15 protein-coding genes are annotated in these 21,049 nt (G+C 72.7%); 3 read left to right on the top strand and 12 right to left on the bottom strand.

Translation table 11 applies throughout. From position 1 onward, the window contains the following. Nucleotides 1-150: 150 nt before the first annotated feature. Together ACQPZW_RS28730 and ACQPZW_RS28725 are read left to right on the top strand one after the other, a co-directional pair. Complete coding sequence (locus ACQPZW_RS28730) at nucleotides 151-1,392, top strand: sensor histidine kinase (protein WP_433789144.1); 1,242 nt, start codon at nucleotides 151-153, stop codon at nucleotides 1,390-1,392. Continuing rightward, nucleotides 1,389-2,045, top strand: coding sequence for a response regulator (locus tag ACQPZW_RS28725; protein WP_433789143.1), 657 nt, complete (start codon nucleotides 1,389-1,391; stop codon nucleotides 2,043-2,045). The genes ACQPZW_RS28730 and ACQPZW_RS28725 overlap by 4 nt, the downstream gene beginning before the upstream one ends. Nucleotides 2,046-2,085: 40 nt before the next feature. Here the strand turns inward: ACQPZW_RS28725 and ACQPZW_RS28720 are convergent, their stop codons facing one another. The 6 genes from ACQPZW_RS28720 to ACQPZW_RS28695 are packed head-to-tail and all read right to left on the bottom strand — an operon-like array spanning nucleotide 2,086 to nucleotide 11,478. Then, the gene (locus tag ACQPZW_RS28720; RefSeq protein WP_433789142.1) at nucleotides 2,086-2,835 is read right to left on the bottom strand and encodes a maleylpyruvate isomerase family mycothiol-dependent enzyme; all 750 of its coding nucleotides are present in this window, start codon (nucleotides 2,833-2,835) and stop codon (nucleotides 2,086-2,088) included. After that, nucleotides 2,835-6,698, bottom strand: coding sequence for an FxSxx-COOH system tetratricopeptide repeat protein (gene fxsT, locus ACQPZW_RS28715; RefSeq protein ID WP_433789141.1), 3,864 nt, complete (start codon nucleotides 6,696-6,698; stop codon nucleotides 2,835-2,837). The genes ACQPZW_RS28720 and fxsT (ACQPZW_RS28715) overlap by 1 nt, the downstream gene beginning before the upstream one ends. Further along, complete coding sequence (locus ACQPZW_RS28710; RefSeq protein ID WP_433789140.1) at nucleotides 6,691-7,860, bottom strand: TIR-like protein FxsC; 1,170 nt, start codon at nucleotides 7,858-7,860, stop codon at nucleotides 6,691-6,693. The genes fxsT (ACQPZW_RS28715) and ACQPZW_RS28710 overlap by 8 nt, the downstream gene beginning before the upstream one ends. Next, entirely contained in the window at nucleotides 7,857-8,522 is a 666-nt protein-coding gene (locus ACQPZW_RS28705; protein WP_433789139.1) for a TIR-like protein FxsC, read from the bottom strand. Before ACQPZW_RS28705 ends, ACQPZW_RS28710 begins: the two co-directional genes overlap by 4 nt. Further along, a complete protein-coding gene (locus ACQPZW_RS28700; protein WP_433789138.1) occupies nucleotides 8,519-9,322 on the bottom strand; it encodes an aminoglycoside N(3)-acetyltransferase in 804 nt (267 codons plus the stop codon). The genes ACQPZW_RS28705 and ACQPZW_RS28700 overlap by 4 nt, the downstream gene beginning before the upstream one ends. Continuing rightward, nucleotides 9,310-11,478, bottom strand: coding sequence for an FxsB family cyclophane-forming radical SAM/SPASM peptide maturase (locus ACQPZW_RS28695; RefSeq protein WP_433789137.1), 2,169 nt, complete (start codon nucleotides 11,476-11,478; stop codon nucleotides 9,310-9,312). Before ACQPZW_RS28695 ends, ACQPZW_RS28700 begins: the two co-directional genes overlap by 13 nt. A gap of 343 nt (nucleotides 11,479-11,821) precedes the next feature. Here ACQPZW_RS28695 and ACQPZW_RS28690 point away from each other — a divergent pair, with 343 nt between their 5' ends. Then, nucleotides 11,822-12,331: a RipA family octameric membrane protein gene (locus ACQPZW_RS28690; RefSeq protein ID WP_433789136.1), complete on the top strand. Its 510-nt coding sequence runs from the start codon at nucleotides 11,822-11,824 to the stop codon at nucleotides 12,329-12,331. Here ACQPZW_RS28690 and fxsT (ACQPZW_RS28685) read toward each other — a convergent pair. The 6 genes from fxsT (ACQPZW_RS28685) to ACQPZW_RS28660 are packed head-to-tail and all read right to left on the bottom strand — an operon-like array spanning nucleotide 12,328 to nucleotide 20,931. Then, nucleotides 12,328-15,540: an FxSxx-COOH system tetratricopeptide repeat protein gene (gene fxsT / locus ACQPZW_RS28685; RefSeq protein WP_433789135.1), complete on the bottom strand. Its 3,213-nt coding sequence runs from the start codon at nucleotides 15,538-15,540 to the stop codon at nucleotides 12,328-12,330. The genes ACQPZW_RS28690 and fxsT (ACQPZW_RS28685) overlap by 4 nt on opposite strands. Continuing rightward, nucleotides 15,537-16,811, bottom strand: a complete 1,275-nt coding sequence (locus ACQPZW_RS28680; RefSeq protein ID WP_433789134.1) for a hypothetical protein — start codon at nucleotides 16,809-16,811, stop codon at nucleotides 15,537-15,539. The genes fxsT (ACQPZW_RS28685) and ACQPZW_RS28680 overlap by 4 nt, the downstream gene beginning before the upstream one ends. Beyond that, nucleotides 16,808-18,649 (bottom strand): hypothetical protein, encoded by a 1,842-nt coding sequence (locus tag ACQPZW_RS28675; protein WP_433789133.1) that lies wholly within the window; start codon nucleotides 18,647-18,649, stop codon nucleotides 16,808-16,810. Before ACQPZW_RS28675 ends, ACQPZW_RS28680 begins: the two co-directional genes overlap by 4 nt. Beyond that, complete coding sequence (locus ACQPZW_RS28670) at nucleotides 18,636-19,607, bottom strand: AAA family ATPase (RefSeq protein ID WP_433789132.1); 972 nt, start codon at nucleotides 19,605-19,607, stop codon at nucleotides 18,636-18,638. Before ACQPZW_RS28670 ends, ACQPZW_RS28675 begins: the two co-directional genes overlap by 14 nt. After that, the gene (locus ACQPZW_RS28665; RefSeq protein ID WP_433789131.1) at nucleotides 19,604-20,569 is read right to left on the bottom strand and encodes a hypothetical protein; all 966 of its coding nucleotides are present in this window, start codon (nucleotides 20,567-20,569) and stop codon (nucleotides 19,604-19,606) included. The genes ACQPZW_RS28670 and ACQPZW_RS28665 overlap by 4 nt, the downstream gene beginning before the upstream one ends. After that, on the bottom strand, nucleotides 20,566-20,931 hold the full coding sequence (locus ACQPZW_RS28660) for a hypothetical protein (RefSeq protein ID WP_433789130.1): 366 nt from the start codon (nucleotides 20,929-20,931) through the stop codon (nucleotides 20,566-20,568). The genes ACQPZW_RS28665 and ACQPZW_RS28660 overlap by 4 nt, the downstream gene beginning before the upstream one ends. Nucleotides 20,932-21,049: the final 118 nt, after the last annotated feature.

Below are 21,049 nucleotides of genomic sequence, written 5' to 3'. Positions count from 1 at the left end.
CTCGGGAATGCCTCGGTGAGGGCTCGAACGCTAGGTTCGCCGGCACCGGGCACGCGTCGGCCCGAGGAGGCATCTTTGGCCGCGGCGTCATCCTTTCGATGTAAACCGGGGAGGGATTCGCCGGGCGGCGACGACGGTGATACTGGGCCGGTGACAGATGTGGGCCGGCTGCTGCGCCGTTCCGGCACCCTGCCGCCGCTGACGTGGCGCGGCTGGGTCTTCGACGTGCTCGTGGCTCTCGCCATGGCCCTGGCCGCGTCCTCCGCCGACGCCGCCCACATCTCGGCCGACCGGATCCCGGCCGATCCCCGCCTGGCGGAGGAGCTGTTCCGCCCGTCCGAGCGCGACGAGACCGGCTGGCCGCTGATGCTGCTCGTGGTGGCCCCACTGGTGCTGCGCCGTCGCTACCCGCTGTCGGTGCTGTGGGTGGTGCTGGGCACGGCGCCGTTGCTGGCCGCCGACGAGAACGCGCTGCGCCTGTCGTTCTACGCGTGTGTGGTCGCCGCCTACTCCGCGGCCGTGCACAGCCCGTACCGTCTGGCCGCGCTGGCCAGCCTGCCGGTCGCGATCGTCGTCTACGGCAACCTCCAGGACGAGCCGCCGGCCGTTCCGCCCTCCTTCGTCCCGCTGCTCCTGCTGACCACCATCGCGATCGCCGCCGACGGGCTGCGCCGATGGCGGACCCAGGCCGACGAGGGCCGGGAGCGCATGGTGGCCCTGGAACGCGAACGGATGGCGGAGCTGCGCCGGGCCGCCGACCACGAACGGGCCCGCATCGCCCGGGAGCTGCACGACGTGGTCACCCACAACGTGAGCATGATGGTCATCCAGGCCGGCGCCGCCCGTAAGGTGCTCGACACCGCGCCCGACCGGAGCCGCGAGGCGCTGCTGGCCATCGAGGCCGGTGGCCGGGCCGCGATGACCGAGCTGCGGCACGTCATGGGGCTGCTCACCATGGACAGCGACGGGCCGGACCCGGCCGCCGCCGCCGATCTGGCCCCGCAACCCGGCCTGGACCGGCTCGACGCCCTGGTCGATCGGCTGTCCGGCAGCGGGGTGCCGGTCACCCTGACCCGCTCCGGCCGGCCACGGGCGGTGCCCGCCGGCATCGAGCTGGCCGCCTACCGGGTGGTGCAGGAGGCCCTGACCAACACCGTCAAACACGCGGCCGGCGCCACCGCGCTGGTGCTCGTCGAGTTCGGTGACGACCACCTGCGGGTCGAGGTCACCGACACCGGCGGCCCGGCCGGCACCCAGGCCACCACCGGCGGCGGCCACGGGCTCATCGGGCTGCGCGAGCGGCTGGCCGTCTACGGTGGAACACTGCGCGCCGGGCCGCGGGTGTCCGGCGGCTACCGGGTCGACGCCCGGATACCGTGGGAGGGCGGATGACCCTGCGTGTGGTGATCGCCGACGACCAGGCGCTGGTGCGTGCCGGTTTCCGGATGATCCTGTCGGCCGACCGCCTCGACGTGGTCGCCGAGGCGGTCAACGGGCTCGAGGCCGTCGACGCGGTCCGGCGTACCCGGCCCGACGTGGTGCTGATGGACGTCCGGATGCCCGACCTCGACGGCATCGAGGCGACCCGCCGCATCGTCGCCGACAGCGACGGCGACCCTCGGGTGCTGATGCTGACCACCTTCGACCTCGACCACTACGTCTACGCCGCGCTCACCGCGGGGGCCAGCGGCTTCCTGCTCAAGGACGTCACCCCCGAGCACCTGGTCGCCGCGGTGCGGATGGTCCGTGCCGGGGATGCGCTGCTCGCCCCGGCCATCACCCGCCGCCTGGTCGAGCGGTTCGCCCGGCGCGACCCCGCCCCGGTCCCGCATCGCGACCTCGACACGCTCACCCCACGCGAGCGGGAGGTGCTGCGGCTGCTCGCCGAGGGACTGAGCAACGCCGAGCTCGCCGCCCACCTGCACCTGTCGGAGGCGACCGTGAAGACCCATGTCGCCCGGATCCTGGCCAAGCTCAACCTCCGCGACCGGGTCCAGGCCGTCGTCCTGGCCTACCGCACCGGCCTGGTCAGCCCCACCGCCTGAGCCCCACCGCCGTGAGGATCGTCGGCCCGGTCACCTGAGGTCAGAAGCGGATCAGGTCGAGCCAGCGGTCGAGCAGCGTCCGGTCGCCGTGGACGCGGCCGTCGGTGGGCAGGCGGCGCCGGTTGAGGACCAGCAGCAGGTCCAGGATCGGAGCCTCGTAGACGACGTCGGCCGCGGCTCCGCCCGGCTGCCAGGCCATTCCGCCGGGGTGCAGCGTCACGAGCCAGCGGCCGTCGGTGTCGCCTGCGCGGAGCAGCAGCGTGTCGCCGGCGCCGGTGAGCTCCCGCATCCGCGGGTCGATGCCGGCCGGGCCGGCCGCGGTCGTGAGGACGACCAGCAGATCGGCGATGCCGTCGGCGGCCAGGTCGGGGCCCAGATCACCGGTGGGGTCGGTGTCGAACCGGTGGATGATCTCGTCGTGCAGCATCCGGCGCAGCCAGAAACCGGCCGTCCGGTGGGCCGGCACGAACGTCCACACCGGGCCGTCGAAACCATGCGCCTCGACCGAGCCGATGAGCCGCCGGGCGCCCGCGGCCAGCCAACCGGGCCAGTCGCCGGGATCCTCCGGCGCGGGCTGGAGGCGGTACGGCACCGGCTCGGTGGCGGCCCGCTCGATGACACCGGTGGCGTACCGGTGGCCGGTGCCGACGTGGGCGACCAGGTCACGGATCGTCCAGTCGGGGCACGTCGGCACCACGGCCGTGGGGGGCCGCCGGCGCACCGCGTCGGCGAGCCGGGCCGTCTCCGCCTCGAATTCCGCCGCGTATCGTCGCGGCTCCAGCCAGGCCATCAGAACGGGTGCGGGTCGAGCATCCGGTGCAGATAGCGGCCCTCCTCCAGGGCCAGGACCGCCGGGTGCGTCTCGCCGAGCGCGTGCTCCAGCCGGTCGGCGATGTCGGCGTCGTCGGGGGCCGGGTCGCCGGCGGCCCGGCGCATGAGCGCCCGGTTCGCCGCGCAGCGCAGCGCGTCCGGATGGTCCGGGCCGAGCACCTCGCGATGTCGCTGCATGGTCGGCTCGATGATGCGCAGCGCGGCCGGGACCTCACCGGTCTCGGCGTGCAGCACCGCCAGGTTCAACTCCGCCGCCAATGTGTACGGATGCCGGTGCCCCAGCACCTCCCGCAGCTCCCGGGCCGCGTCACGGGCGAACGTCAGACCCTGGCTCAGCTCGCCCTTGGCCCGGTGCGCGGCGGCCAGGTTGTTCAGGCAGACCAGCGTGTGCGGGTGGCGCAGGCCCAGGCTCGCCCCGTACGCCAGGCGCACCTCCTGCAACTCGCTGATGGCACTGCTCACCTCGCCGCCGGCCAGCAGACTCACCGCCCGGCTCAGACGGCACGCCAGGGTGTCCGGGTGGCTCGGGCCGACCACCTCGTTGAGCTGCTCGTACGCCTCCTCGAGCAGGGGTGCGGCCAGTCGCTGCCGGCCGAGCGCGCCCAGCGACACCGCCCAGTTGGCCTTGGCGATGAGCGTGCGGTGCGAGGTCGGCCCGAACACGCGCTCGTGGCGGCGGGCGATCTCCTCGAGCAGATCGGTGGAGCTCTGGTACTCGCCGGCCTCGCGCAGGTCCCGGCCGAGGTTGGTGCCGGTGCCGAGCGTACGCGGATGATCCTCGCCGTTGATCGTCTTGTTCCGCTCGTAGAGCTCCTCGTCGCGGGCCCGGGCCGCCCGGAAGTCACCGGCCAGCCGCTGCGTGGTGGCCAGGTTGTTCAGCGCGGACAGGGTGCGTGAGGAGTCCTCGCCGAAGTAGTCCATCCAGGCGGCGTACGTCTTCTCGTCGCGCTCCTGCGCCTCGCCGTAACGGCCCAGCGCCCGCAGGTCGCCGCCCAGCCCGCCGGCGGTCATCAGGGTGTGCGGATGGGTGGGGCCGAGCAGGGCCGACTGCTCGGCGAGGACCCGCTCGTCCATGGCGCGGGCCTCCTCGAACTGGGCCAGCTCGCGCAGGATGTTGGCCACGTTGAACCGCAGGTTGAGGATCTGCCGCCGCAGCGACGACCGGCCGGCCTCGTCGACCTGGTCGAGGAGCATCTCGTTCCACCGGCGGTCGATCTGCTCGCCGAGCTGGCGGCCCTCGGGCAGGGCGCCGTTGTACCAGAGGTACCGCACCCGGTCGATCATCAGCTGGCGGACCTGCTCGTCGTCGCACTCGGCGGCGTCCGACATCTCCAGGTGCGGCCAGAGCATCCGGAACCGCGGCCACGACCGGGAGTCGTCGATCTCGTCGCGCGGGCGCAGCCCGGCCAGCACCAGGTGGATCTCGTGCCGGGCGACCTTCAGCTCCTGCGGGGTCATCCGGTTGCGGACCACGTGCTGCAGGAGCCGGTGCACCTGGATCTGGCTGCGCGCCCGGTCGAGTTTGAGCAGCGCCAGCCGGTTGATGTGCTGCACCAGCGAATGCCGGTAGAGCCGGACCGACACCTCCGTGTCGTAGCGGCTCAGCACCTCGGCCAGCTCGTCGCTCATCACCAGGTCGAGGGAGATCTCCGGGGCCAGCAGCGAGCAGAGCTGCAACAGCCGGTACGCCGCCGGTGACCGCTGCTGCAGCAGTTCGAGAGACAGGTTCCACACCTGGTCGACGGTGCGGTCCGGGCCCTCCCGCTCGACGCGGCGCAGATATTCGCCGACCTGCTCGCCGGTCTCGGCCAGCCACGCGCCGGTGGCCGCCACCGCGATCGGCAGGTCACCGAGCGCCACCGCGATCCGCTCGGCCTGATCGGTACGGATGGTCGCGACCCGCTGCCGGAGATGGGCGACACTCTCGTGACGCTGGAAGACGTCGATCGTCATCGGCTGCGCCCGCTCACCCCACTCCTTGTTGCGGGAGGTGATCAGCACGTGGCCGGGGCCCTGTGGCAGGAACGGCAGGACCTCCTCGACCTCCTCGGCGTTGTCGAAGATGATCAGCCAGCGCGGGTGCGGGGCGCCCTGTTCTAGGGTGCTGATCACGAAGCGGGCCGCCTCGATGACGCTGGACTGCGGCACCGGCAGACCGAGCGCCCGCCCCAGGTCGGACAGGGCGATGTCGATGAACTTGGTCTGCTCGGCGTCGACCCACCACACGATGTCGTAGGCGTTCTTGAACCGGTGGGCGTACTCCAGCGCCACCTGGGTCTTGCCGATGCCGCCCATGCCCTGCAGCGCCACCTGCAGCTTGGGCGGCGCCGTGCCGGACACCACGACCGGACGGCCGCCGCGCAGCCGGGCCCGCAGCTCCCGCAGGTCGCCCTCGCGGCCGGTGAACCGGGCGTTGCGGACCAGCGGGTTGAACACCACCGGCGGGCGGCCCGGGAAGCGGACGCCGATCGCCTGTGGATCCACGTCGGCGGCGCTGCGGCCGACCAGCCGCAGCACCCGCTCCATCGCCAGCTCCACCGGCTTGCCGCTGATGAACGCCGACGCGGCCAGCGGGTAGGCGGGCAGCGGCGACAGGTCGTCGACGTAGACGGCCAGCGACGGCCGGGTGCCCACCCGGTTGCGGGGCACCACGTCGTTCGGGGCGGTGGCGCTCGCGTGTGACACCAGGGTCAGCCGGCGGCCACCGGAGTCGGCGGCGGGACGCCCGCCGTCGTCGTGGACCCGCAGGCCGGCGGCGGCCAGCAGGCCACCGATCCACTCGGCCCAGGCCAGGTCCTCCGGCGCGTACTCCAGCGTCACCTCCTCCTCGGTGAGCGGCGCCTGCCGGACGAAACGGTTCGCGGTGCGCAGCCGCAGCGCCTCGTCGACGACCGGCATCGCCGTCACCTCGCCGTCGGTGATGTGCGCGGTGAGCCTCTCGTACGCCGCCAGCAGTGACGTGGTCTGACCGGGCGGGTCGCCGAACGTCGCGAGGATCTCCTCGTAGGCGTAGTACGGCCGGTACGGCACCTCGACCGCGTTCCAGTAGCGGCCGCGCTCGGGCGGGGTCATGCCGGCCGGCAGTCCGGGGAACCGCTGCATCGCGAAGGCGCGCCCGGCGTCGGCCTTGTTCTTCTCCGCCGGGTCCACCCGCATCGGCACCGGCAGCACGCGGATGTCGCGCTGCAACGTGTTCTGCGCGACCTCGACGGCCACCTGGGACGCGCCGACGATGCCCTGCTCGCTGAGAGTGAAGCAGTTGACCAGCACGTCCGGCAGCTGGACGGTGCAGATGGCGGCCACGTCGCTGAGCCCGGTCCGGCTGTCGATCAGCGTGTAGTCGTAGTTGGCCCGCATGTCCTGGCGCAGCGCGTCCAGGAACAGGCCGCCGCCCAGCTTCTCGTAGAAGTCGTCCCAGTTCATCCCGGTGAGGCTGGCCGAGTACTTCGGGTTCTGCCGGCCCGCCGACAGGAAGTCCAGGTGACCGCCCTCGGGGAACCGGTCCCAGTCGACGGAGAACGCGTGCTCGTGCACCCGGGCCAGCTTGCGGCGCCAGTCCGGGTCGAGCGGCTTCTTGGCGGCCTCCCACTCGTACGCCCGGACCATGTCGATCACGCCGCTGGCCGCCTCCACCGCCTCGGCCCGCACGAACGGGCCGAAGAACCGGTGCAGACCGGGCGACTCCAGGTCCCAGTCGGTGACCAGCACCCGTTTGCCGTTGGCCGCGAGGATCCAGGCCACATTGGCCAGCGCCATGGTCCGCCCGGTGCCACCCTTGAACGAGTAGAACGTCACCACTTTGCCGAGCCGCTGCTCACTCATCGTCGCTCTTCCCGAAGACGCGTCGTTGCGATGGGTCGTTGATGCCGAATCGTGGCCGGGCGGGACCCTCCGGCAGCTGGACGGCCGCCCGCCGGATGAAGTGGCGCCGGGCCTCGCTCACCACCGACGGCATCAGCTGCGCCAACTGTTCCACATCGAGCGCGCGGTACACACGGGCCGCGCCGAGATCGGCGAGCCGTGCCTCGGCCGCGGCGACGAGCCGCGCGCCGTCGCCCGGGTATCGCGGATCGCCGCGGTCGGCCACCAGCACCGGCGTGACCCAGCGGTGCAGGTGGCCGCGGAACACCTCCAGCGCGGCGGCGCCGCCCGGCTGCCACGGGTCGATGAGGATCATCGCGGGGGAGCCGTCCAGGATCTTCAGATCGCCCGGCCGGTCGACGATCCGCACGGCGAGGCCCTGTTGCTCGGCGCGGGTCGCGGCGAACTCGGCGACCGGCACGTCCGGCGTCCCCAGATACGGTTGCCAGGTCGGTGCGGCGCCGCGGCCGGTGCTGACCGCCACCACGAACGGGGTCTCCCCCGACGGCAGGTCCGGCACGGCGACCTCGTCGAACGGCACGGTCCGGCCCGGTGGCAGCCGCCGCTTGGTCACCTCGACGATCCGCTGCGCCAGCCGGTCGATGATCCGGTCGTAGAGGTGGCGGTACGCGGTGAGCCGCCCCAGCGCACGCAGGCCGTTCTCCGCGTACTCCGGGATGCCGGCCCCCAGCGGCAGCGCCGCGCTCGCCTCCGCCTCCTGGCCGGGATCGGTGACCGGCAGCCACAGCACCGGGATCACCCGTGCCCGGGCGGTCTCCGGCTCGCCCGGGAAGGCCCGCCCGAGCCGGTCCAGGAAGACCGCCCGCTCCCGGATCGGCCACGACTTGAGGAAGTAGCCGGGGGAGTAGAGCGGCACGAACACCTCGGCCCGGCCCAGCCGCTCGGCGATCGTCGCCTTCGACGTGGCGCCCGGGGCGAGCAGGTCGTCGACGAACCCGACCGTCACCGGGTCGGCCCCCACCAGCCGGGCCACCGCCGCGGACAGGTCGTCGAAGCAGTTGCGGACCCAGATGTCGGTGTCCCGGTGACCGGGCGAGGTCCCCGGCGCGGACTTGGCGTAGGAGAGGAAGAAGCGGCAGCGGTCGGTGACGGACGGGTTCATGACGTGCCCTCCGTGAAGCTCGTACGCAGGCCCTCGACACCGTCCGGGATGCCCGGCTCCACCCGGTACCGGCCGTGGATGCGCTGGATGTGCAGCGCCAGCTTCCAGACGATCGCGTCGTAGATGGCGGCCTGCCCGGTCCGGGCCACACCCAGCAGACCGTCGGCGAGGTAGCGGGCGGTCCAGTCCTCATCGGGCAGTCCGGTCGGGGTGAACAGGTTCACCGTGGCCACCGGCCCGGGCAGCGGCTGCTCGAACGGCGTCCACAGCACCGGCACGATCGCGCTCTCCTCGCCCAGGCCGGGCGCGCCGCGCGGAATCACCCGGCGGCGGGAGAACACGTCCCACTCGCGCGGGCACCACGTGCTGTGGAACAGGTACGGGTACGACACCAGGCACACCATCACCTGACAGGTGCCGGCCGCCTGCAGCACCGTCTTCTGCCACAGCTCGCCGCCGCCGCGGCCCAGGTCCAGATAGCCGGGCTCGCCGCCGACCGGTGAGCCGATCAGCTCGTTGACCAGCTCGCTCAGGTCGTCGAAGAGCCGGATGACGTTGCGGTTGGGCTCACGGGGCGGCCCCACCGGCCGGGACCGGTCCGGACGGGAATAGCTGAGGAAGAACACCGGGGCGCTCGGATCGTCCGCGACGGGGTCGGTCACGTGCCGCCCTCCTTCCATCTACGGTTGTCAGTCAACCATCGCACCGCAAAGTCGACCGCCCCGCGCAGTGGGGTCAGCAGCGCGGTGGTCCGCCCGATCCGCCCGCGCCGTGCCCCGCCGGTCCGGTCGAAGGCCGCGCCCAGCTCGGCGAAGTCCCGGTCGTCGTGGTCGATGCCGAGGAAGTGCTCGGTGACCCGCTTGCCGTCCCGCTCGACGAAACAGGTGTACGTCTTGTGCCGCGGCTGCGGAACCCGGCTCTCCGCCAGATGCAGCCCGGTGCACCGCTCCCACCCGCAGCCGATCATCAGCTCGTACGCCCCGGCCCGGTAGAGCGCGCCCACCGGCGACCGCTCGCCCAGATGACAGTCCAGATCGTGCACCGCCATGAGATCGGCCGCCCGCGGCCCGGTCGCCGCGAACGAGGTCTGCGGATGTCCACTGCGGACCGCGCCCGGTGCGGCCCGCACGTGCTCGGCGAACGCGCCCATCCCGTACGACGGCATCTGCGGCGAGAAGCCCGGCATGGCGTCGAGGTACCGGGCCAGCGCGGGCGGGTCCATGCCCCGGATCGCCTCCCGGAACACCGGGCTGGTCGTCGAGTTGTTCGCGGTGTGCGTGGGCACCACGATCGTCGCGTCCGGGCCGATGACCTCGCGCAACGCGTCGAGCAGAGCCTGCGGTCCGCCGGCCGGCGGACCGAGCCGGCGCAGCGAGACGTGCACGACCAGGTCGCCGGCCGGCAGGCCCAGCGCCCGCAGGTCGGCCGCCAGGCCCGCCCGGTCCGGGCTCACCCCGGCCACTCCCCGATCGTGGCGGCCAGCCCGTCCACGAACCGCCGGCCCGCCGTGGTCAACGCGCCCGAGGCGGACAGGTGACCGATCGCGTCGGTGGTCCACGTCCGGTACATCAGGTGGTGCCCCTCCGCGCCGGGCTCACCGCGCCCGGCCCGGCGGCGCCACATGTCGGCGACCGTCAGGTGCGCGTAGACGCCCTGCAGCGCCTGCTCGGCCGGGCGCGGGTCGGGCCGCCAGCCGACCGTCACCCGCACGTCGGAGCCCGGGTCGACCAGATCGATCAGGTCGAGGACCGCGCCGAGCTTGGTGTGCTGGAACTCGTGCACGAGCATCACGGCCAGCGCGGCCGGGTCCGGGGTGAGGGCGATGCCGAGCGCGCCGTACGCCTGCCGGGACGTGGCGCTGCGCAAGGTTACCGGGTCCGCGGCCAGCGGGGTGATCGTGGTGAGCCCGGCGGCCAGCCCGTACGCCTGGTCCGGGGCGTCGCGCAGCACCGACGGCCAGGCCGCCCGCAGCCCCCCCGCCCAGGCCAGCCGCTCGGCCGCGGTCAGCGTGCCGGTGGCCGGCCAGTCGTGACAGTCCCGGTACGGGTCGGCGTCCTCCAGCCGCACGGTCAGGTCACCGGCCGTCACCGAGGGGGTCGGCGTCAGGCCGGCCGGCTCGCCCGCGCCGATCACCAGCTCCGTCACGCCGGGCGGCACGGTCACGACGCCGATCGTCGGCAGGTGGACCCGGCCGTCACGGGGCGTCACCGTGATCCGGGCGTCGACGCCGGCGACCACGGCGGCCGCCGCCACCACGTCGGCGAACCGCTCCGGGCCGTCGTGCCCACCCAGGAGACGGACCGCCCACGCCCGCACGAACGGGTGAGCGAGCACCCGTCGTACCGCCGCCGGGTCCTGCTCGTCGATCTCGCCCAGCAGTGACCACGTGGCCTCCGGCAGCCGATCCGCCGCCGCGACCAGCAGGGACCTGGTGATCGCCTCCTGGGTGGCGGTGAGGTGCGCGACGGCGTCCGCGCCGCCGCCGCCCGAGGCCAGCTCGTCGAAGACGGACCGGGGCAGTTCGGACGGGCCGGGCGTCGCCATCGCGGTGATGAGTCCCTTCAGATCGGAGCAGTAGACGGACGGGTTGTCGAAGCCGGAGCCGGTGCGGAACCGGTGTGCGAACAGCCCACCGCCGCACCGGGCCACCACCGGGCAGGCGCGGCAGGTGGGGGAGAGGCCGGCCAGGCCGCTCTGCCGCCGGCGCATCACCGGCGTGGCGACCAGCTCGTCGGCGGAGGCCGAGAACACCGTCAGACCGGTCGCCGCCGCCCCGTGGAACGCCGTCTTCATCGAGTCCGGCTGCTCCCACGACCCGTCGGTCTCCACCACCGCCAGCTCACCGCGGTCGGCGCCGACCGACTCGACGCCGCTGTCCCGGCCGTCGGCCGTGGCGTGCAGCGCGTCGAACAGCCGGATCGGCACCGGGCGCCCGTCGGACAGCCAACGGCGATAGACCTTCAAGAGCCATCCGGCGTACGGGGTACCGCCCGCCGAGGAGAACGGCGGAGGCTGGTCCCAGGTCGCGTGCGGCAGCAGCAGGTCGATCCGGGGCGGCTCCTGGGCCAGCAGCGCCTCGTACACGGCGATCGGATCGTTGCGCACGTCGACGGTGCACAGGATCCCGGCGTACGCGTCCCGGAACCGCGGCGACCGCAACAGCGCCAGCCCGCGCAGCGTGCGCTCGTGACTGCTCGCCCCGTTGCGATAGAGGCGGTGCCGGTCGTTGGCCGCCCGGTCGCCGTCCAGCGAGACCCCGGCCCGCACCCCGAACTCCAGCAGCAGCTCCGCCATCGGCTCGTCGAGGCGGATGCCGTTGGTCTGCATCCGCAGATCGAGGGCGGTCACCGCACCCACCGTCGAGCGCAGCTCCGTCAGCATCTCCCGCAGCCGCTCCCGGCCCAGCAGCAGCGGCTCCCCGCCGTGCAGGACCACACCGACCGCCGGCAGCCGGTGCCGTGCCGCGTGCTCGGCGATCCGCGCCGCCGTACGCTGCGCCACCGCCGCCGACATGATCGCCGGCCGGTCCCGCCAGGTCTGGTCGGCGTGCTCGTAGACGTAGCAGTGATCGCAGGCCAGGTTGCAGAGCTCGTGAACCTTGAGGACGAACTGGCGCACCGGCCGGGTCGGCGGCGCCGCGCGCTCAGATGGCCGACTGGAACGCGGAGACGTCAGAAGGCCGCTCCCGTGCCGCCACCCGGTCTGCCGGAGCGGCCGACCGCATGATCCGATTGACGATCCTCGAGACGTCCCGCGCCGCACCGCGATCCAGCGGAACGGGCGCGGTCATCGGACGTGATGTGGGTTCTTCCACGGCGCTTGTCTCCCGGTGACCGGTGGTGGGCAGGGAAGCTCGCCCGATCGGGACGAGCGGTTCCTAGAGCATAGACAGCGCTCGACCTAAAGTCACCCGCTGCTCCACGGATGGTGAGCGTGGCGTGAACCGGCGACCATGATGGACATGACCGAGCAGGAGCAACCCCTGTGGACGGCGGCCGTGGAGCGATCCGCATACGACGGGCCGGGCGAGAAGTACCAGGCGGCGATCCTGGAGCAGTACAAGATCTACGTCGAGATGGCCGACCGGCTCAGTGCCCGCCGTGCCCTGGCCAACACCTTCTTCCTCACCCTCAACACCGCCGTCTTCACCGTGATAGGCGTCTTCTGGACCACCCGTCCCGGCGCCGCCGTCACCTGGCTGGCCCTGCCGTTCGCGGCGCTGATGCTCCAGTGCGGGGCGTGGTTCTGGCTGCTGCGCGCCTACCGAGCCCTGAACCGGGTCAAATACCGCGTCATCGGGCAGTTCGAGGAACGGTTGCCGGCCTCACCGTTCTGGCGCGCCGAATGGGACAGCGGGCAGCGCCGCGACACCCTGCTGCGCACCGCCGCCCTCTCCGGCGTCGAACAGGTGCTGCCGATCTTCTTCGCCCTGCTCTACGCCGCGGGGGTGCTGACCGCGCTGCTCTCCTAGTACGGGTGTGGATCGAGCATCCGGGCCACGTATTCGCCTCGGCGCAGGGCCGTCACCGCCGGATGGGTCCGGCCGAGGGCTGTGGCCAGCCGGTCGACGGCATCGCCGTCCCCGAGGGTCGGCTCGCCCGCGGCCCGGCGCATCAGCGCCCGGTTCGCCGCGCATCGCAGCGTGTCCGGGTGATGCGGGCCGAGTACCGCCTCGTGGGCCCGGAGGACCGGCTCGACGAACGCCGCGGCGGCCCGAGGATCGCCGGCCTCGGCCCGTAGAACCGCCACGTTCGCCTGTGCCGCCAGCGTGTACGGATGCGATGTGCCGAGGACCACGGCCAGTTCCTGGGCCGCGTCCCGGGCCAGCGCCAGGCCCCGGTCCGGGTCACCGGCCGCACGGTGCGCGGCTGCCAGGTCGACGATGCAGACCAGGGTGTACGGGTGGCGGGCGCCCAGGTCGGACCCGTACGCCTGCCGCACCGCCTCCAACTCGGTGACGGCGGTTGCCGCCCGGCCGGACGCCAGCAGGCTGCAGGCGCGGCTGAGCCGGCATGTGAGAGTCTCCGGGTGGAGCGGGCCGGCCATCTCGGAGAGCCGCTCGTACGCCTCCTCCAGAAGGGTGGCGGACTGTTCCTGGCGCCCCAGAGCACCCAGGGAGACGGCCCAGTTCACCCTGGCGGTGAGTGTGCGCTGCGAGGACGGCCCGAAAACCCGCGCATACCGCCGGGCGATCTCCTCCAGCAACTCGGCGGAGGTCTGGTACTCACCGGCCTCGCGCAGGTCGCGGCCCAGGTTGGTGCCGGTGCCGAGCGTACGCGGATGATCCTCGCCGTTGATCGTCTGGTTGCGACCGTAGAGCTCCTCGTCACGGGCCCGCGCCTGCCGGAAGTCGCCGGCCAGCCGGTAGGTGGTGGCCAGGTTGTTCAGGGCGGCCAGCGTCCGGGACGAGTCCTCGCCGAAGTGATCCATCCACGCCGCATAGGTCAGCTCGTCCCGTTTCTGCGCCTCGTGGTAGCGGCCCAGCGCCCGCAGATCGGCGGCCAGGCCACCCGCCGTCATCAGGGTGTGCGGGTGAGCGGGCCCGAGCAGTGTGATCTGTTCGGCGAGCACCTGCCTGTTCAGGGCGTAGGCCTCCTCGAAGCCGGCCATGTCCCGGATGATGTTCGCGACGTTGAAACGCAGGTTCAGGATCTGGCGGCGCAGCGAAGCCGCCTCTGCCGGCTCGTCGACACGGTCGAGGATCTCGGTCCAGCTCCGGTCGATCCGCTCGCCGTGCCGGCGGCCCTCCTCCAGGCTGCCGAGGTACCAGAGGTAACGGACCCGCTCGATCATCAGCTGGCGGACACGCTCGTCGTCGCACTCGGCCGCGCCGGAAGCCTCCAGATGAGGCCACAGCATCCGGAACCGGGGCCAGGAGCGGGAGTCGTCGATCTCATACCGTGGCCGCATCCGGGCCAGCACCAGGTGGATCTCGTGCCGGGCCTGCCGCAGCTCCTGATCATCCATCCGGCCACGGACCACGTGCTGCAACAGCCGGTGCAGCTGGATCTGATGGCGAGCCTGGTCGAGTTTGAGCAGCGCCAGCCGGTTGATGTGCTGCACCAGGGACTGGCGGTAGAGCCGTTCCTGCACCTCCGGGTCGTACCTGCCCAGGACCTCGGCCAGCTCGTCGCTCATCACCAGGTCGAGGGAGATCTCCGGGGCCAGCAACGAGCAGAGCTGCAACAGCCGGTACGCCGCGGGCGACCGCTGCTGCAGGAGCTCGAGAGACAGGTTCCACACCTGGTCGACGGTGTGGTCCGGGCCCTCCCGCTCGATGCGCCGCAGGTACTCGTCGACCTGCTCGCCGGTCTCGGCCAGCCACGCGCCGGTGGCGGCGACCGCGATCGGCAGGTCACCGAGCGCCCCGGCGATCCGGTCCGCCTGGTCGACGTGGATGCCGTTCACCCGCTGTGTCAGGTGGGCGATGGTCTCGTGCCGGCGGAAGACGTCGATCAGCATCTGCTGTGCCCGTTCACCCCACTCCCGGTTGCGGGAGGTGATGAGCACGTGGCCGGGCCCCCGCGGCAGGAACGGCTCGATGCCCTCCACGTCCTCGGCGGTGTCGAAGACGATCAGCCAGCGGGGGTACGGAGTGCCCTGCTCCAGGGTGCCGATCGCGAACCTGGCCGCATCGAGGACGCCGGACTGCGGCGCCGGCAGGTCGAGCGCCCGGCCCAGGTCGGCCAGGGTGGTGGCGATGGATTGCGTCTGCTCGGCGTCGATCCACCACACCACGTCGTAGGCGTTGCGGAACCGGTGGGCGTACTCCAGAGCGATCTGGGTCTTGCCGATGCCGCCCATGCCGAGGATCGCGACCGGGGCGGGGGCGGCCGATCCGCGCAGCAGGGATCGCAGGTGGCGCAGCTCCTCCTGGCGTCCGGTGAAACGGGTGTTGCGGTTCAGCACGTTGAACACGGCCGGCGGGCGGCCCGGGAAACGCGCTCCGATCGCCCTCGGATCCACGTCGGCGCCCGAGCGCCCGAACAGGCCCAGGATCCGTTCCGTCGCGAGTTCCACGGACTGGCCGCTGATGAACGCCGACGACGCGACCGGATGGGCCGGTAGCGGGGGGACGTAGTCGACGTAGACGGCCGGGGACGGCGGCCCCGGCGCCGGAGCGCCACTCGAGTCACCCGCGTTCGCATGCGAGATCACGGTGAGGACAGTGCCGTCCGTGTCGTGTACCGGCAGACCCGCGGCGACCAGCAGACCGGTGATCCACTCGGCCCAGGCGGCGTCCTCCGGCACGTGCCGGACGGTCACCGCCGTCATCCGGTGGCGGACGGTGGCGACCGGTTCCGCGACGCCCGGTCCGCCACCGTCGAAGAGCAGAGCGGCGGTGTGGAACGGGATCCCACCCGCGGTGGTCAGCGTCAGCCACAGGGTCGCTCCGGCCAGGTCGGCGGCGGCGTCGGCGGGTTCCACCCGGAACCAGGCGGGTCCGTAGGTGCCGCCGAATCGGTGCAGGATCACTCCGGCGCTGTCCAGTGCCCGGACGGTGCACCGGGGCCGTCCGTCGAGCATGCAGCCGACCAGGAACTCCTCCTCCTCGTACGGCCACTGCGTCGTCGGGTCGGCGAGCCGCAGGTCGACCGAGATGATCCGGCAGTGCGGTGACCGCTCGTCGGTGTGCCAGCTGACCACCGGCTGGACGCCGACCGTCCGGCCCGGGATCACGTCGGCTCCTCCAGCATGAAGACGGTGTCGGGGTGCCCGAAGTAGACGTACCGGGAGGCGTACAGGAAGTCCTGGATGGCCTCCTGCTCACCCGGTTCCAGGTCGAGGGTGTCCGCGGGCAGGTCACGGGCCGCCCGGGCGCGCCGGTCGCGGAGGAACTCGGGAAGCCGTACGCCGCGGGAGCGGGCCTGGGCGATCAGGCTCCTCGCCAGGGCGGCTGACGTGCTGGTCGGCACCTCGCCGATGGTGGCCACGACGGCACGGGCCCGATGCCGGAGGAAGATCTCGGCGAAGTTGCGGTTGGCGTGGTCGCCCAGGGCCGGGTCGAAGACGGGCCGGGCCGAGTTGCACGCGTTCAACAGCACCAGCGAGCCGGAGGCGCGTACCGCCCGTAGTTGCAGGGTCTCGAACTTGGCCAGCGAGATCCCGTCGAGCGTGGCGCTGTGCAGCGTGTCGCCGTGCCGGCCGTGGGCCCGGACGTAGACCAGCCCGAAGTGCCGCGCCTCCGACTCGAGCATCCGCAGCAGACCCACCAGGGTGTCCATGACGCTGCAGGCGGCGACCGACCGGATGCTGAGCCCGGTCTCTCTGACGAGGGCCTGGTCCTCGTAGCAGATGATCTCCGCGCCGGACTGCCGCGGCTCGGCCGAAGCACTGAACTGGGCGTGACGACCGGTGTCGTGGATGGTGGTCCACCGTGTCACCTGGAAGGCGGCACCCAGCCAGACGGGTGGGCCGTCGCCGGTGATGCGGTACAGCTCCCACGGAATGCCCGCGTCGGTATCGTCCCAGATGACCAGCCGCAGGCTGCTGCCGGCGGCGTCCTGCAGGCGGGTCAGCCAGGAGCGCAGCGAGTGCTTCGTGCTCGACCAGGCCATGATGAACTCGTAGTACTCGACGGCCGCCGTCAGCGCCGCGTCGGATCCGACCTCGCCCGGCCGTGCGCGCAGCGCGTCGTCGATGGCCATCCGGGGTTTGACGTGCCCGGCCTCGTCGGCCTCGTCGCCGGTCCACACGCGGCCGCGGAAGTAGCCCTCCAGCCGGAATCGGGGACGTCCGTGGGCGTCCTCGGTGGCGATGACCTTGAGCAGGGCGACGTCGTCCGGTAGCCGTCGGCTCAGATCGGGCCGCGCGGCCGGAACCGGGATGCCGATGGGCTCCTCCGCCGGCGCCTGGACGCGGCCGTGGCCCGTGCGCTCGGCGGCGACCGGCGCCAGGCGGCCCGGCGAGGGCATGTTCTTCAGCCGGTTGACCACGGGATTGTCGGTCACGGCTCGTCCTCCGGTCCGGCGACGATGCCCGCCATCGCATCCGCCAGCGCAAACGGCAGGTCACGATGATGACTGAGCTCGGGCGGCGCGAGAACCACCGCACGAACCGGGCGCAGCCCGGCGACGCCGGCGGCGGCCGCCAGCGCGTCGTCGATCCCCTCGCGGCTGACCGACGTGGGCGTGATGTTGCGCTGGCTGTCCTCCAGCGGCACGTTGCCGCGCCCGTCGGAGACCACCACGAACCATGCCTCGCCGTTACGGATCGGCAGGTTGCGCAGCCTCAGCCGGATCTCCTGCACCGCGAGGTCGAGGCCGTGGGCCAGCGGTGTGGCCCTGCCCGGCTCACGGCTGAGGGCCGCACCGAGTAGCGGGTCGAGGACCCCGGCCGGCCGATGCCGTTCGGCCCGCAGCTCCGACGTCGCGTTGCGATGCCCGATCTCGATGAGGCTGACCGCCGCCCGCCGGGTGTAGGCCCAGCCGAGGTAGGGGGTGAGGGCGCCCGTGACATCCCAGGCCCGTCGGCTGGTGTGATCGATGAGCAGCACGAGGACCGCGTCGGTCTGCGGCTGCCGCCGATGCGACCGGAGGTCCGAGGGGTGGATCCGCAGGCGCCCGCCCGGCCCGTGACGGACCAGGCGGAACGTCGCGGCCCGCAGCACGGTCGCGAGGTGGGCGATGTCGACCGGCCTGCGGGACGCCATGCTCCCGATGATCGGGCCGCGCAGCGACCGCCGGCCCAGGCCTCGCGGCTGCAGCGGCCGCAGACTGGCGAAGTCCGGCATGGCACTCGGCCGGTCCTCGGGATACGGCCACCGGGCCGGATTCCGCTCCGGGCCGCTCGCCGCCGGCAGGACACTGGTCGAACGCGGCCGTACGGCCGCGTCACCGACGACGACGTCCTCGTCGGTGACGACCGTCGGTTGTGCCGCCGGATCGTCGCCGGTCGTCACCGGCAGGGTGAGCGGGGCGGTCCCGGCCGGCTGCGGCTCGCCGGGCGCTGCGGAGGGCGAGCCGCGCTCGTCAGCAGGCGCGGGCTCGGGCCGGCGGATCCCGAGGATCTCGGCGGCGCGGCGGACATGCGGTGGTTCCGTCGTGACGGCCGCCTCGGCGGCGGCGACGGCACGGGCCACCCGAGCCAGCGCGAGGTCTCGGCGGTGCGGCGCGGTGACGTCACCGACCAGGCCGGTGACGGCCTCAGCGGCCCGTGTCGTCATCGCCGGAGGAGCACCGGACGGGCGGTACGGCGTGGGCATGCCGGCCGGAAGTCCGTCCGGCACGTCGCGGTCCAGGGCGGCCAACAGATCCTCGGGACGGCCCGGCATGCCGAAACCCGTTGCGTCCACCCGTACCGGAAAACGATCCAGCAGGTGCGGTGACAACCGCTCCACGTCGCGGCTGCGGCAGGCGGCCAGCCATCGACCGCGCGGCTGCCAGCCGGCATGGAGCCCGTGCCGGTCCGCGACGGCCCACTCCGCCCCGGCGAGCACGGTCGCCGCCCGGGTGACGGCGAGGTTCGCGCGGGCCAGGTCGGGGATCAGCGCGATGAGGGCCGAACCCGGTGACTCCTGGAGCTCACCGGGCGCCGGGGCGAATCCGGCACCCGGGTTCCCCTGCGGGCTGACCTGCCACCACAGGTTGTCATCGCTGTCACCGGCGCTGAGTGTGACGATCCGGGGCGTGCCGTCGCCGTCGCCGAGCGCGGCGGCGAGCCAGGCGGCGAGACCGGCGAGGAGCCCGGGGCGGAGGTTGAGGAAGAGCGTGCCGCCGACTCGATGATCGAACGCGGCACAGGCGAGCGTGGCCGCGATCCGGTCGGCGACCGTGTCAGTCGTGAGCACGCAGGACCCTCGTCACGATCGCGTCGTCGTCGGCCGTCCAGCGGCGCAGCGTACCGCTCTCGCTCGTGTCGCGACGGTGCACCAGCGTCAGCGGCGCGGCCTGGGCCAGGTGCTCCGCCCGGACCTCGTCGGCGCCGGCGAGGGCGGCGATCGCGCGTGCCGCGCGCAGCAGGGCCAGTTCACCGCGATGACCCTCCAGCCGGAACTCGGCGGCCATCGTGCCGGCCGCCGTCGCCGCCTGCTCCGGCACCATGACGTCGGCCACCCGGTCGCGGGCGCGGTCGAGCCGGCGGTGTCGTTCCCGATCCTCGTCGTAGGCCGAGGCCAGCGCACCCGGTGGTCCGTCGAGCAGCCGCTCGAACTCCAGGACGGTGGTCAGGATCTCCGCCCGCCTGCTCGCCGCCTCCACCGAGTCCACCCAGACGACCATGCCGAACCGGTCCAGCAACTGTGGCCGCAGTCCGCCCTCCTCGGGATTCATCGTGCCGACGAGGTTGAAGCGGACCGGCACGTCATGCCGGGACACCCCGTCACGCTGGACGGTGAGGATCCCGGTCGCCGCGGCGTCCAGGATGATGTTGACGAGGTGGTCCTCCAGCAGGTTGATCTCGTCGATGTAGAGGATCCCGGTGCGGCCCTTGCCCCCGGCCTCCTCGATCAGGCCCGGCATCCACCGGGGGGTGCCCTTCATCAGCTCGTCCACGTTCCAGCCGCCGACGATCCGGTCGTCGGTGGCGCCGAGCGGCAGTGTGACGGGCAGGTCGCCGAAGACCATCCGGGCGAACGCGCGGACGGTGGTGGACTTGGCGGTGCCCCGGCGGCCGGTGGCCAGAGCTCCGCCCACCGAGGGGGAGACGTAGGCGATCTCCAGCGCCCGCTTGAGGCCCTCCTGCTCGACGATCCGGCTGTACGGGAGCACGAACCGCCGCGCAGAGTCGTCGTCCGCCGATTCGATCATGGATTCTCCTGCCCGGGAGGCGACGGGTGCTGATAGGCCGTACGCAACGGCACGCCCTGCCGCAGCAGGTCGCAGAGCTCCTCGTTGGCGGCGCGTTCCGTGGTCTGGTCGTGCGGCAGCGGAAGGTGCAGCGCGGTACGCAGGTCGAAACGATGGAGGTTCATCCCGGCGCGCATCCCGGCGCCGTACGCGATCGCGGCCCGCACCGCCCCGGCGTAGCTCAGCACCGAGATCACCAGGGGACCCACCGCCAGCAGCGTCCACCAACCGGACCGCCAGGCCAGCAGTCCGGCCGCGCCGATCGCGGTCAGCGCCATGACCACGCACAGCCGGACCGCGCCGTCGAGAGCGTCACGCAGGTCGTCGACCACAGCGCGGATGTTGTCGCCGAGCAACGGATACAGGTGTGGCCAGATCACGATCGGGTCGAGGCCGTGCTCCTGCCCGGCGGTGTCCGCGGTCGCGGCCAGCACGTTGCCCAGCCGCGTGGCCCGTACGGCGTGCTCCGCCGGATACCGTGCCCGCAGGCGTGCCGACGCCAGCCCGGCCTCATTGACCCGGGCCTGCTCCTGCGGGCTCCCGGCAGCCTCGACAGCCGCCGCGACGGCGACGGTCACCCGGTCGGCCATCCGCTTGCGCCGTCCGAGTTGCCGGCGCCGCCACCACGAGGCGCCGAGCCGGTGTGGGAACTCGCCTTCGAGGATTCGTACCAGAAGGGTCTGCAACGGCTGCACGACCACCGCCACCAGGACGACGGCCAACGCTATGAGCACCGCCTCGAGGACGCCGAGGCTCTCGGCCGTCGCCCAGGCGTCGTCGAAGTGGACCGCGTGCAACGGGGCGCCCGCCCAGACCAGAGCGATCAGGAAGAGAGCACCGGCACAGGTGGGCAGGTAGGCGGTGCGGAAGAATCTGGGCGAGGTCAGTACCTCGGGTGGGTTGGCGAGCATGTCGAGGCTCAACGCCGCAGCTCCATCCGTCCGTGAGCACACCGCGGAAGGTCACGAGGGTCGTAGTGCACGCGGTGGGCGGTCACGTCGCACGATCGGCAGGTGAAGACGAGCAGGCGGTACCGGGCGGAGTCGCCCAGCGGGTCCAGGTGCTCGCCGGCTCCCACCTCACCCGCGGTGCCCTCGGCGGCCCGGAGGGACCGGCGGGTCACCACACCGACCGGTCGGCCGGCCACCATGACGGTCACGGCCGGTAGCGACGAGTCCCGGAAGGCCTCGCGTATTCGCCGCTCGGCGGCGGCGAGACTGCCCACACCGGAGACGTCGACCCTCTCCCGAGCGGGCCGCGCCCTGTCGTCAACGAGCGATTCCAACTCGAATATCAGGTCGTTCTCGTCCACGGACCACGTCCATCCGATCAGTCGGCGAGCCTCGCTTGAGGTCCACATCACACGACTGCGGAAAAGTCGTCAATCCCACCGGGGCGCCGAG

Source organism: Actinoplanes sp. CA-252034, from assembly GCF_050956125.1.
Lineage (GTDB): Bacteria > Actinomycetota > Actinomycetes > Mycobacteriales > Micromonosporaceae > Actinoplanes.
This window is presented reverse-complemented; position numbering and strand designations above follow the sequence as displayed.